General features: G+C 34.3%; 9 protein-coding genes and 2 pseudogenes. 3 read left to right on the forward strand and 8 right to left on the reverse strand.

Annotation, left to right across the window (positions count from 1 at the left end; genetic code table 11):
* Positions 1 to 82: 82 nt before the first annotated feature.
* The 7 genes and pseudogenes from CQZ94_RS08935 to CQZ94_RS08965 all read right to left on the reverse strand — a co-directional run bounded on the left by CQZ94_RS08935 (position 83) and on the right by CQZ94_RS08965 (position 8,865).
* The gene (locus tag CQZ94_RS08935; RefSeq protein WP_105585100.1) at positions 83 to 604 is read right to left on the reverse strand and encodes a hypothetical protein; all 522 of its coding nucleotides are present in this window, start codon (positions 602 to 604) and stop codon (positions 83 to 85) included.
* Positions 605 to 716: 112 nt separating this feature from the next.
* A complete protein-coding gene (locus CQZ94_RS08940; RefSeq protein ID WP_105585101.1) occupies positions 717 to 2,471 on the reverse strand; it encodes an adenine deaminase C-terminal domain-containing protein in 1,755 nt (584 codons plus the stop codon).
* Positions 2,472 to 2,857: 386 nt separating this feature from the next.
* The gene (locus CQZ94_RS08945) at positions 2,858 to 4,024 is read right to left on the reverse strand and encodes a serine hydrolase domain-containing protein (RefSeq protein ID WP_105585102.1); all 1,167 of its coding nucleotides are present in this window, start codon (positions 4,022 to 4,024) and stop codon (positions 2,858 to 2,860) included.
* A 377-nt stretch (positions 4,025 to 4,401) separates the two neighbouring features.
* A pseudogene (locus CQZ94_RS32350) lies at positions 4,402 to 4,770 on the reverse strand (ABC transporter permease); the annotation flags it as partial.
* A gap of 463 nt (positions 4,771 to 5,233) precedes the next feature.
* Positions 5,234 to 6,712, reverse strand: coding sequence for a sodium:solute symporter family protein (locus CQZ94_RS08955; RefSeq protein ID WP_105585103.1), 1,479 nt, complete (start codon positions 6,710 to 6,712; stop codon positions 5,234 to 5,236).
* Positions 6,709 to 6,909 (reverse strand): DUF3311 domain-containing protein, encoded by a 201-nt coding sequence (locus tag CQZ94_RS08960; protein WP_105585104.1) that lies wholly within the window; start codon positions 6,907 to 6,909, stop codon positions 6,709 to 6,711. The genes CQZ94_RS08955 and CQZ94_RS08960 overlap by 4 nt, the downstream gene beginning before the upstream one ends.
* A gap of 330 nt (positions 6,910 to 7,239) precedes the next feature.
* Positions 7,240 to 8,865 carry an amidohydrolase gene (locus tag CQZ94_RS08965; RefSeq protein ID WP_105585105.1) on the reverse strand — a complete coding sequence of 542 codons (1,626 nt, stop codon included), beginning with the start codon at positions 8,863 to 8,865 and terminating at the stop codon, positions 7,240 to 7,242.
* Positions 8,866 to 9,499: 634 nt separating this feature from the next.
* Between CQZ94_RS08965 and CQZ94_RS08970 the strand changes: the two genes are divergently transcribed.
* Both CQZ94_RS08970 and CQZ94_RS31155 read left to right on the forward strand, forming a co-directional pair.
* Positions 9,500 to 10,918 (forward strand): sigma-54 interaction domain-containing protein, encoded by a 1,419-nt coding sequence (locus CQZ94_RS08970; protein WP_105585106.1) that lies wholly within the window; start codon positions 9,500 to 9,502, stop codon positions 10,916 to 10,918.
* Between the two features lie 1,347 nt (positions 10,919 to 12,265).
* Entirely contained in the window at positions 12,266 to 12,418 is a 153-nt protein-coding gene (locus CQZ94_RS31155) for a hypothetical protein (RefSeq protein ID WP_181149458.1), read from the forward strand.
* A gap of 130 nt (positions 12,419 to 12,548) precedes the next feature.
* On the opposite strand, the pseudogene CQZ94_RS32225 reads toward CQZ94_RS31155, so the two are convergent.
* Positions 12,549 to 12,914, reverse strand: a pseudogene (locus CQZ94_RS32225) (hypothetical protein).
* Positions 12,915 to 13,354: 440 nt separating this feature from the next.
* Between CQZ94_RS32225 and CQZ94_RS31160 the strand changes: the two are divergent.
* Positions 13,355 to 13,525, forward strand: a complete 171-nt coding sequence (locus CQZ94_RS31160) for a hypothetical protein (RefSeq protein ID WP_181149460.1) — start codon at positions 13,355 to 13,357, stop codon at positions 13,523 to 13,525.
* Positions 13,526 to 13,609: the final 84 nt, after the last annotated feature.

A 13,609-nucleotide genomic window follows, 5' to 3' on the forward strand; every position in this document is an offset into this window, starting at 1 on the left:
TTTATGGCGGACTTACTAGTGATTTCTATCGATCCATTTACATTGAGTTACGAAAGCTTTCCCTTTCAAAATTTTCGTTATTTCATTTTATATTATGATACTCATTTCTCTTTTTCAGATAATCCTTTTCACATTGTAACGGTTTGTATTCCACCATTTTCCCTTGCTTCTTTTTCGTTTCGGTAACGATCCATTCCCCTTTTTCAAGTTCAAGATGTTTTATTACATTTGTATCATCTATTTCTTTATAAAGTAAAAATGCTTCCAGCGCCCTCACAAACAACCTAGGCTCTCCTCTATATCCACCACTATCAAAGATTTTAGTTAACGAGTTATAATAAGAATCATTTTCCCGTCCGCCATACATCAAATGTGCAGCCTCTAAGTCTCTTTTACTAACTTCCCAAAAACTATTTTCATCAACATTTAAATCAAACGAAGATTTAATGTCCTTCATTATGTTTTCCACATAATTTCCATCACGAATTTTACTTTCTTCCAGACAATCCGAAGACAACCTTGGTGCATTTGATTGAGAATGTACAACGTGTTGTATAGATACGCACAAAATAAATATACTTAAAACATACAATAGTTTTTTCATATTTAAGTATCACCTCAAATAATTTAGATACTATATTATTTGAGGCAAGGATATTCTTATGCTAGGAATGAGAAAAGTCCTATAAAAAGGCTATTTTATAGGACTTTCCCTTTTAATATTCGTTTATCAGTTTCATCGGCGAAGCAAGTACCTTACTACTTTTCACATCATATAATCCTATAGGTGTTACCCGTATAAAAGGCAAGTGCGTTGCAGAAAAGAATAAAATCGTAAATGCCGGATCGTTATAAGCATAGCCTCGCTCTTGTAGTAATTTCGCCATCATTTTCTCTTTATGTATTAATGCGCTCATTTCTAAGTTTGACATAATACCTAATAAAGGTAATGCAATTTCATGTAACACTTCAGTCTTTTCAGCTATTACCATTCCCCCGCCGAGCTCTTTTACTCTATGAAAGGCATATAACATATCTTCTTTACTCTTTCCAATAAGAATGATGTCACCTGTTCCGGAATAAGAGCTAGCAAGACCACCTAATTCTTTCGCAAAACCTTTCACAACTGTATTCACTCGCCAAGTGCCATCACGAGCAATCATCATAAGGAAACACTCATCATGGTCAAATGAAAGTTCATCACAGTTTAATTCGATTTCACTAACATATGGCTTTGTTATGACGTCGTTTAATAATTTTATACCCTTTGCATCATTGAAAATCATATCTTCTTTCTGCAAACACCAGTCTAATTGTAAAGGTGCTACTTGAAATTCATCCCATTCTATACGTAAGGATTCATTTTTATTTTCTCCATCACGTTTCATCCATTGTCCTTTTGCAATTACACTAATCGGCACCGGGTTTTCTTTACTTTCCAAAATATTAATATTAGCGATTCTACCTGTGGCAATCGCACCATGTAAATGCTCCATATTATAATAACGAGCAATGTTATAACTCGCCATATTATAGGCATCTATAACCGGTATCCCTTGCTTAATCGCTATTTCTATCAATCTATTTGTCATTCCGTTTTCATAAAATGACGGATGTGAACCATCTGTTGTGAAAATGAATCTATCAAATTGTTTAACACCTAGTTCTAGCAATTCTTTTACTAAAATTTCTAAATCTGGACGGATAGAAGAATTTCTAAGAGAAACGGTGTAACCTTGCATAAGGCGTGTTAATGCTTCCTGCCCTGTCATCGCTTCATGATCACAATCCGTACCTAATAGTTTTAACTTTGCTAAAGTTGTTTCAGATGCTCCAGGAAAATGTCCTTCTACTTTTTTCTTTAATCGCTTCGTTCCCTGCACCCAATTTAACATGTCCTCATCGCCATGTAATAGTTTTGGCCATGCTGTTAACTCCCCGCCTTGAAGAACATCTTCATGGTTAAGCCATTCCATTATTTCTTCACTATTAAACAATGATTGGCCATTTTGCAACTCAGTTTGTCCATCGAAACGACACCACCAATACATGCTTGCCGGAATCTTTTTAAATTCATCTAATAAACGAAATGCTTCTTCACGTTGTAATGTGAAAAATAAAGTTAAATTATCATTAATGAAAGTTGTTGTACCAAATTGCATCGCATAATTTGCTAAAGTTTCTGGGTTATACAACTGATATGGATGAGCATGTGGTTCTATGTAACTAGGAACTGCATACTTCCCATCACAATCAATGACTTCACAATGAGTAAATTGCTCTGGCAGTTTTTCGCCTACATATACAATTCTGTCATCATAAATCCAAATATTTGCTACAGTCCAATCGCGTAAGTAAGAATTTAAATACGTTGCATTTTTCAATAAAATGTGCGGACTTCTTGTGCCGTCTATTACTTCAACATGTTCTCGTAATTGTTTATTACTCCATTTAAAATGATTTTGTGCCAATGTATTCAACTCCAAATCAATTCATAATTATTTTGGTTAAAACGAGAAATAATTAACCAACTAAAGTATATTCTATTCATAACTCCCCTTTGTAAGTCCCCTATACTCTTCATTATATGGAATGATTGAAAAAATAACAATTTTCAGAATTAAACACATACTCCTTTGATCCAAAATAAAAAGAATGCCATGCAACTGACATCCTTTTTATTTTTATACTAAGAGCTATAAGATTGACTTTCACCTTGAAATACATTTATATCGTATTTATATTCCACATAAACTTGATGCCATATCATAAATGCTAACACTGTCCATATTTGCAAAATTCAAAAAGCACCTCTTTTATATACAACTATAGCAGAGTCCAACTCATTTTCTTTTTTCTATTTATTAAATTCAATTTGCATCATTTTATTAAACTGCGTACCAATATCAATCGCACCTAAAGAGTTAATACTGACAGCTAATGTATGTTTGCCTCCAATTACTCCGCCAGCAAAAGTTGCAAATCCAGGAATTGCCCCTCCGTGACCCCAAATTGAAACACCGTTTGGAAGTTTAGTCTCATAGATTCCAAGACCATATCCATCACCAACACCTTTTCCTTCTACAGGAACTGTGGTAAGCATTTCTTTTAGTTGATTTTCCCTCAGTAACTTACCACCGAGTAAAGATGAAAAGAACTTATTTAAATCGTCCGCATTAGAAATCATATCTCCAGCTGAATTAGCTAAACTCGGATTATAATACGTTATATCTTTCAACTCGCTTGTTCCTTCAATTTTCATATACCCTCGAGCATGATTCTTTCCTGGGATAACGGTTGAATTCCCTGGTAAAAACGTATTTGACAGATCCAAAGGTTCAATAATTCGCTTTTCAATTTCTTCTGCATAACTATTTCCAGTTATTTTTTCAATAAGCATTCCCAATATTACGTATCCTGTGTTTGAATACGACCACCCCTTACCTGGCGAAAAATCAGGTGGTAGAGAAAGTCCCATTTTCACTATTTCTTCTGCTGTATACGTTTTTTTCGAATTCATTATGTCAGCGTCTTTTGACTTTAAATATTCAGCTATACCACTCGTATGATTCAAAAGTTGACGTATCGTAATTTGATTACCATCATACCCATTTCCTTGAATGAGACCCGGTAGCCACTTTTCAATTGGATCGTCAAGTTGTATGCGATTTTCTCCTACTAATTGAAGAACAGTCGTGGCAGTAAAAGTCTTCGTCACACTACCAATCCGAAAGCGATAATCCGATTTCATCGGTTGCTTTGTACTTAAATCCGCCACGCCAGCTGTATAACTACTAGTTTTTCCGTTGTTAGACGTCTTAGCTAATATCCCTGGCGTTCCAAGCTGTACTGTTTCCTGCATTACTTGTTTCCAACCATTCCGGTTCTTTTGATCATGTGATTGTGACGGACTAGATAAATTTTGAACAGACTCTGCTTTCACAGTAAAACCTGGTGTGAATAGAGTAGTACCCACTAATAAAACTGCCAAACTTGCTAACTTAATTGAATTACATTTTTTCATAAGGCTCCCTCTCCTCTATTAATATCGTATTGATGATTCATTCGTACAACCCTTTTCTTCACTAACAATATAATGCCTCTATTTTAAGTACTGATAATTTCGTTCCTAACAACCTGTAACTTTCACTTTTTGACATACATGTTGTGCCAAAAAATCACTACTATTTCTTGCAATACTCCATTATCTAATTGATTATTTAAGTTAATTTCTTCCCCCTTCACATCAAGTTATACTTTAATCCTATATGATAAATCTCTCTTTTTTCTTATCCATTCCTTACAAAATGCTTACGTTCAAATTTGGATACGATAAGCTGAGAAAGAGTTTTGTATGAAAATAAAAAAAGAACATAACAAAAGTTATATTCTCTTCCCTTCTTATTCATATCGCAAACATTCAATCGGATCTAATTTTGCTGCTTTATTTGCCGGTAGTATACCAAATACAATACCGATAAACATAGATATTCCAACCGAAATCAGTCCTAAATTTACTGAAACAATAAATGGCCATTCTGCGAATATCACAATTAACCACGCAAAGAATACGCCAAGCATAAATCCAATTAAGCCACCTAGTGCTGTTAAAATGCAAGATTCAATAAGAAACTGCATTAATACTTTACTACGCGTTGCACCAAGCGCTTTTCGGATGCCAATTTCACGCGTACGTTCTGTTACAGATACAAGCATTATATTCATAACACCGATGCCACCAACTAATAACGAAATTCCAGCAATTCCGCCAAAGACCATTTTCATCATATTCGTAGACTCGTCTAAATCCCCCATAAACTCGTTTCCATCCTCTGGAGCTTTGAATTTATGTTCAAATTTAGGCGATTTAATTTCATTTATACGTGCTACTGCTTTTTTCCCAACACTTTCCCGATCATCTCTAGAATGTAATTTCACTGTGACCGTATCATATTCGCTTACTCCTGAAATTAGAGAAGTGAATATGAGTGATCAAAATAAGGGATAATTCTATTCGATTCATCCCCCTCTTTTCACAATAGTTCAACTATCTATTACAACTATGTAAATTCGAGAAAAATAAAACTACCTGCCTCCAATAGACTGTAGAGAACAGGTAGTTTTGATCTTTTTCAAATTTCATTTTGAATCGAAAAATTCATAAAAAACGTCATCCTTTCTGTAAATTTTCAAAAAAATAACGTTTTTCTCGTTATATTGATATAAAATTATTTTAGCTTAATGTTGATGTGGTAGACCCCTTTTGAATCGGTATGTTTTTTGAAGCTAAGCTTACAATAATAGTTATTACGATATTAATAAATAATACTATTGCTCCTGTACTAATGTCGTTAATAGTGTGTGGGACTGTTGGAAAAAAGGTTGCGATTTTTATATTAAAAATCGTAGCATACAATACAATAAGTACTCCTGTAATAATTCCAGTCATTGCACCATATTTATTAATATAATTTTTTTGAGAAAAACTAAGGAATAATGCAGGTGCCAATTGTGCGATAAGACTGTATGACATGATATTTAACATTGCAAGTGCTGTCCCACCAAATACTGTGAAGATTAAAGCAGTCAAAGAAAGGAAAATGATGAATAGTTTTGAAGCTACTAATTGTTGTTTTTCGGTAGCTTTTGGAAACACAACATTGTAAATCCCTTTTGTTAAACCAACAGATGCAGACATTAACATAACGGATGCTGGTACTAAAGCCGTTAGTAAACCAGCTGCTCCAACTATTCCAATGACCCAAGGATCAAATGTTTGAATAGATAATCTTAAAAGAGAAAGATCTCCATCAGCTCCTTGTAAACCAGGAATTTTTACGATAGCTGAAAAGCCAATAAAGAACACAAACAGTAATAATATAGTGTATAAAGGTAGGGTAATTGCATTTTTACGAAGTGCTTTTTCACCATTTGCTGAGAAAACCACAGTGAAAGAAGTCGGTAATAAATAAAAAGATATTGCATTTAAAAGTATAGTAGAGATAAACCACGGTACACTTAGTCCTTGATCGGCTAACGTTAACAATTCAGGTTTAACGGCCTCAACAGACTTAAACATTTGCTCAATTCCACCAAAATAGTGGCTAGGAATGTATAGACCTAAAAAAATAACTACTCCCAAAATCATAATATCTTTAATCACAGCTGTCCAAGCTGAGCCATGAATACCAGAGAATATTACATATGTTGTAATAACTATTGCACCTATAATACTTGCAACTATTGGTGAAATAGCTCCAAAAGAAGCTTCTGAAACAATGATTCCTAACCCTTTCATTTGTATGCAAATGTATGGTATAAGCGCTAAACTTCCCACAATAGCCACTATAACCCCCATTGCACGACTATCGTATTTAGATGCAAAATAATCAGGTTGTGAAATAATACCATGTTCTTTGCCATATCTCCAAATTTTAGGGGCAATCCAATAAGATATTATATATGCTAGAAATATATACGCGGGCACATAATATGCAGCAGCACCTTTGGAATACGCCCAACCACTTCCGCCTAGAAAAGTAAAAGTCGTATAAACCTCTCCAGCTATTAATAGGAATATGAACAAGGTTCCAAAACCTCTGCCACCAACTGAAAATTGCTGCAAATTCATCTTTTTTCCTTTTCTTGCTGCTATCCCCAAATAAAGAGATAGGATTAAGAAAATAAAAATAATAAATAATGATATATTCATTCTGTCTCACTCCCTTTATTATCGGGATCAAGCTTATAAACAATGGTTAAAATAATTGAGGAAAGTACCATCCAAAATAAAATCCAAAATAAAAGAAAAGGCATTCCTAATACGTAAGGCTCAATTCTATTTGCAAATGGCAAGAATCCAACACACCCTATAAAAGGAATTAAGAGTAAGAGTTTAATATATTTCAAAATATGCTCGACCTCCTATTTCATAGTTTGAATTTTTATGGATTAAGAGCCAATATCATAAAAGGATTTGTTAATATATAAATCCTTTTTAATTTTCTGGCATCTAAATCCCTGCTATGCAGAATAAAAGTAACCTATACTCGTTTATTCTTTCTGTTTTCACTTCACATGCGGCAGAAAAAAGACCTGACCACTTCTATGCATAGCCAGATACTTTCTCCCATCTATAAAGAGGGGTTTTACGTCTTTTTTTAATTGATGTATATATAATAATGCGAAGTAATATTATTGTAATAACCCCCTTTTATTAACAAATCCTTTTGCCTAGATTTAATTTTTCATCATTAAATCATTCTCCTTTTGATAGACAATTTCCCCATCAATAATCGTTGTCTCCACTTTCAAATCCTTAATACGGTCTGGTTTAGCTTTTAAAATACTTTCACTTAAAATAACTAAATCAGCTAATTTCCCTACCTCTAGGCTGCCTTTTATATCCTCTTCAAAACTTGCATAAGCGCCATTCCATGTGTAAAGTTTAATAGCTTCTAATACACTAATGGATTGATTCGTGCCAATTTCGGCTCCAAATTGGCTTTTTCTATTAACTGCAGTATGAATTCCTAATAAAGGATTATAATCAGTAACCGGTGCATCTGAACTACCTGCTGCAACAATACCTTTATCTATATAATCACGAGCAGCGTACATATAATTAACACGTTCACCATAATTGTGTGCATATATCTCGCCATATTCATATGGAAATGGTGGATTTGGAATAGGAATGACTTCAAGTTGTTTCATTCTTTCTTGTAAATCTGGGGTTGAAACTCCTGCATGCTCGATTCGATGACGATGATTTTTCCTTGGTGCTTCTTTTAACGCTCTTTCTACGCAATTTAAATACATTTCAATGGCTTTATCACCTTGAGCATGTACTGTAATTTGATATCCTTTTTTATGTGCTTCACCTAAAACTTTATATATTTCTTCCTCACTATAATAAAGAATCCCAAAATTGTTAGCATCGCTGGAGTAGGGTTCTCGAGTTGCAATCGTTGGACCAGAGCTACTTCCATCTAAAAATATTTTAGCCGGCCCAATCCTAAATTTCTCATCCCCTGTACCGGTTACTATCCCTGCATTCATCATTTTATTTACAAATTTATCGGATTCATTTATGGTACCAATTATTGCATATACCCGAACACGGATGTCTTTGGTTTTTATAGCTGTTTGTAACAAACGATAACAATTAGAATCAAAAGTAGCTGCTTCATGAATACTCGTGATACCCCCTGAAATGAAATGATCCGACGCGATTTTAACAGCTTTCATAAGTTCATCATCTGTATAGCTTGCTACATCATTGATCTTCATATTGGCAGCTTCAAATAATTTTCCTGTAATTTCTCCCTTCTCATTCTTTTCAATTACCCCACCTTGAGGATTCGGTGTCTTTTCGTCAAATCCAGCCTTCTCGAGTGCTGCTGTGTTTACGATACAGATATGTCCGCACGTACGAGAAATGATGATTGGATGCTTCGTTGAAATGGCATCTAACTCAGCAATCGTTGGATATCGCTTCTCCTTTACGGTAGTTTCATTAAACCCCCAAGCTCTTATCCACTCACCTTCTGGAGTTTCCAACGCCTTTTTCTTAAGCTCATTCAGCACAGCTGCAACAGAGTCGATGTGACTTTCTTTACAGCTGATGTTCAACTGAAAAACCCCATATAAAACCAGGTGTGTGTGTGAATCAATAAATCCAGGAAGAAGGGATTTGCCTGCTAAGTCAATGACTTCAGTCTTCTCCCCAATGAATTTATTCGTTTCTAAATTTGAACCGACCCCAATTATTCGATTATCCTTTATTGCTACAGATTCCACTATTGAGTTTTGTCTGTCTGATGTAATAACTTCACCATTGATAAATACTAGATTTGCATTCATACATACACCATCCTTTTTATATAAGTACAAATTGAAAAACAGACATAAAACCTTTCTTTTTAGGTAGGAGAAAGAATCCGGTCATTCATAGAAGCTGTCATATCCTTTTCCTGCCCCATGCCAAGTGAAAACAAAGAGAGAAAACGAGTGCAGATCACCTTTTATTCTTCATAACCGTGACTTATATGCTAGAAAGTCAAAATGGATATATTTTTGGTAATTTTTATCTATCATCCCTATTAATTATAATAATTTATCATTAAAACGCTTTCATTAAACAACATTCCTAGCATAAGCTTTTTCTCTGCTAGTAAAAATGGCGATCCTCTTCCATTCCGATAAAATGAAAAATCCTTGATAAATAGAAAAGATTCTATTAACTACCTCCCTCTATAAATTAATAATTCCGCACTGTACACTTTTATAATGCAAAAATCATGCCATCAATTTGGAACGAAAATATAAAAAATAGACTGAAAATTATAAAAATTCTATTTAAATCTAGCTATTGTGAGATATAATGAATTGAATTCGTTTCAATAGATTCATAAATGGTTCATTCTGTTCACTAATTTCCATCTACTTTGAACCACTTACGGTTCAACATAGATGCATTCATAGGAGGATTTAAGCCATGTCCGACATTCCTGTCCAAATTGAAACCAAATATCTCTTGAAGATTCTTGATAGTCTTGAAAGTGGGATAAATATTGTTGACAAAAATGGAACGATTATGTGGGTAAACCAAGCGTGTTGTAAGCTTTTTAACAAAAGCAAGGAAGATTTGATTGGCAGGAATATTTTCGTTCTGAAAAAAGAGGGTGCGTTCACTCCATCCGTAATTGAAATGGCTTTACAAAATGGAAGTACTGTAACCACTGTGCAAGAAATTACCGGTGGTAATAAGATGACAGTAACAGGGGACATTATTTTGGATGAGCAGGAAAACCCCATTTATTTTGTAGCACATGGTCATGATATAAGCAATTGGATGGATAATGTTTCTAAACTAGAATGGGAAGAATTAGCCCCCGTATTGAAGCGGTATTTACTAGAAATAAAAAAAATGAATACCCGATATATTCTAATAAAGGAGGCACAGTCCTTTATCGGACATAGCAAAGTACATAATTTGCTTGCTGAAATCATGGAAAGAGTAGCAAGTGTTGATTCAACTGTGCTTATTAACGGAGAAACAGGAGTTGGAAAAAACGTAGTTGCGAAGCGTATTCATGAATTGAGCGAACGAAACAGTCAACCCTTTGTTCACTTAAATTGTGCAGCAATTCCCGATTCACTTCTCGAATCTGAATTGTTCGGCTACCACAAGGGAGCCTTTACAGGGGCTAATTCAAAAGGGAAAACAGGGCTCGTCAAAACAGCCGAAAAAGGAACGCTTTTTTTGGATGAAATTAGTGAACTTCCGCTACATCTGCAGCCAAAGCTCCTTCAATTACTACAGGACAAAACCTATATGCCTATTGGCAGTTCACAGTTAGTAAAGGCTGATATTCGCATTATTGCAGCAACAAACCGCAAAATCGAAGAAATGGTAAAAGAGGGAAAATTCCGGTCCGACCTATATTATCGACTTCATGTTTTACCAGTAAACATTCCGCCGCTACGCGAGCGACATGAAGATATTTTTCCGCTAATCCATTTCTATTTGCAAAAGTATAACCAAATATTCAACCAAACACGTACCTTCTCGAAGCAAACGATAGGTGTTTTACAACGTTATCAGTGGCCGGGAAATATACGCGAGTTGGAAAATACTGTTGAGCAGCTCGTTATTATGGCTAAAAAGGAAGAAATCTCGATTCATGATTTACCAGAGCGCTTTCTCTCAGTAAGCATGGAAGAAGAAGCTTTAGAATCTCTGAAAAAAGGCAACAATTTAAGCGAGATTATCGAAAGTATGGAAAAAACAATTATAGAACAGGCATTTAAGGAAAATAAGACTACACGTAAAACTGCAAAAGTTCTTGGAATTACTCAAACTTCACTGATCCGTCGTTTAAAAAAGTACAATATTCGCAATGAAAAAGAATAGCGTTTTTGTTGTAGGGGGATTAATTTTTTTCTTAATTTGATGGCTATGAGGCGGTACCCGTTATGTACCCACGACTGTTGACTATAATAGCTTGCAGAGCAAACCTTATGCTGTAGACTACACCGATTTACAGCATAAGATAGATTATATTAACCTCGTTTTTATTTCTGAAAATTCAAATAAATATCATTCCAAATTATAACATTTTATAATTTGGAATGATATTTATTTTATGTGATTGTAGTAGAACGTCTTGCGCGGCAGATTTGAGGTGTAGTACTGGTGGAAATCCACATTCTTATGTAGGATTATAGTTGAGTTCAGTGATCTTTCTAAATTCAAGGTTTTCAATAATTGTATCTGCAATTTAAAAAGCAAACTTTCTTTCTTGTATACGGTAATTGAATTTTGACTACTGCCGTATGGCTACTTCACCTAAACCTTGATAACATGAAGAAAACTTATCTCGAAGCTGAAATGTTGTAGAATCTAGAATCCGAATAGTATTCTTCTTTTGTAGGAACACAATTTATATGCATGATTTCACAAGTGCAATCCATACTATATTTAGGTCTTAATATCTAAAACCCTTATTTCAGTCTTATACCTAATAAAGCGCTCCTCTCTCTTCCTGGGGGCTAAGCAGTTAGCTTTTGCTAGCTGTTCTTTTATTTTATCTGAATAAAATTCCGAAACTTCCACATAATATCTATAAGCTGTTCACTTCAAGAATAGCGAACTAGTTTCTTTTGTTAATAAATTGCAATGGAGCGGTTAGCTTTTGCTAGCGGCTCTTTTGTTTTCATCATTAAATCGTTTGCATCATATATCGTAGTATTTCTTTCTATTATGTGAGCTCGTTACTTACCTTGAGAATTTGATGTTTTTCCTTAGAACATTCCAACGAATATTGAATACTTTATTTTCGAAAAATGCTCTATTTTACCAAAAGGTGATTTGACGATAATCGTCTTTTTATTTATGAAAACTATACAAAATGAAATTTTTATATCAATCTTCATCAAATTCTGTAACAGTTACATACTTTCAATGATTCTTTCTTTCTGCCACTCTCATTTGATTCGCCTGCGTTGTGTAAAATTGGACTACTAGAGGAAGTACGTCCAAAATTGCATCTCACCTTTTCCCTTTCTCACAAGATTACAAATTTATTAAGAACTAATAATTTTTATATCCTTTAAATTTGTCATCACAAGTAATTTTTATAATTAGTTCATTTCTCTATATAATTTGTGCATATGATTCCATTCAAAGATACAAAATATTTAAGTAACTATTTATAATTACATTGTTTTTATATCAAAATCCACAAAGGAGCTACATAACATGAATAAAAAAAATCTATTAAGTCAACAACTTGACGACGTGTCATCAGATGCTCTGAATACTCCTAGTAAGGCCCAAGAACAAATGCAAGAAACATCTCAAGAGGCACATAATCCGAACAACACCAATGTTAAAAAGAAAGACATTACTTAAGATTTACATGACGTAGACTTACCAATTTTAGACGTATATAGAACAACGACCAAAAAGTAACTTTCAAAGGGAAAAATCTTAAGAACGAGTGAACTTAATTCTTTTCCCTTTTCCTATTCAAATAACCATTTTATAACGCTCTTAAATACCCGATTTCCCTTGCATAATCACACATCTTTTCCATTCCTTCTTCTGGCCACCCACAATGAATACAGTACAATCCGGCATAACCATTTCGCCAATTTGAATTATCATTACCGAATATAAAGTCCGTGAAATCTCTAATTAACCCCCACATCGTTCCGTCACTTGAGAAATATCTGCATCGCTTCTTGTCATACGCATTGGAATAGTGGTCAACGAACTATAGATTTCTACCATCATGTTTAAAATAAGCTGTTCTATTTTCATCTTCATAATGAAAGATATCCTTTTCGTGATCTGCTAAGTAACTAAGAAGTGAATTTACGATTTCAATGCGTTTTTGTTTGTCCATTTCCCTTTACGAATAATCTTTTTTATATTACACATACTACTTCTGAGCCGACTTCCCACCGGCTTCACTCTTTTCAAAACGGGGATTTCTCCTCCGTGTCATGCACAAACGGCGGTTAACCTAGTCAGTTATCTGCCGTTTGTGCGTATAAACGTAAAAATTCTTGTCTACACTGTTTAGAGAAAACATCTTAAGCCATTTGTAGACATCTCCAGCACAGGTTATTTGTACGGCCGATACAATAAAAAGTATCGGTCTTATTTCTTTATCTCCGTATTACTTTTCGACAAAATAACACTTTTGTTTAATTTGTTTCTTTTCATTGGACAGCTCTTTAATTCTTACTCTCTTGTCGCCCACTACAAATGTCGAATAACCTGTACATAGTTACATTCAACTTGATAAAATGCAGATAAGGTAGTCAGAAAGGTGATGATGTTATGTTCCAACAACAAAATAATAGGGATCGTGTCATGTTTTCTATGCAAGGTATCCCAACAAACAAAGCTAACATGAATCAATTGCCAAAATGGATTAGAATATTTGGCTATTGTGCATTTACATTTATGACATTAAGCGCTTTATTGCTATTGATATTAAGTTTGAATTAAATTATTTTATATAAAGAATCCAACGGGATATACAGACTTGTCCACTGTTCATAATTCTGTAACACATACGTACGAGTTCCTGTG

The sequence above is a fragment of the Bacillus sp. MYb209 genome (assembly GCF_002975175.1).
Lineage (GTDB): Bacteria > Bacillota > Bacilli > Bacillales > Bacillaceae_G > Bacillus_A.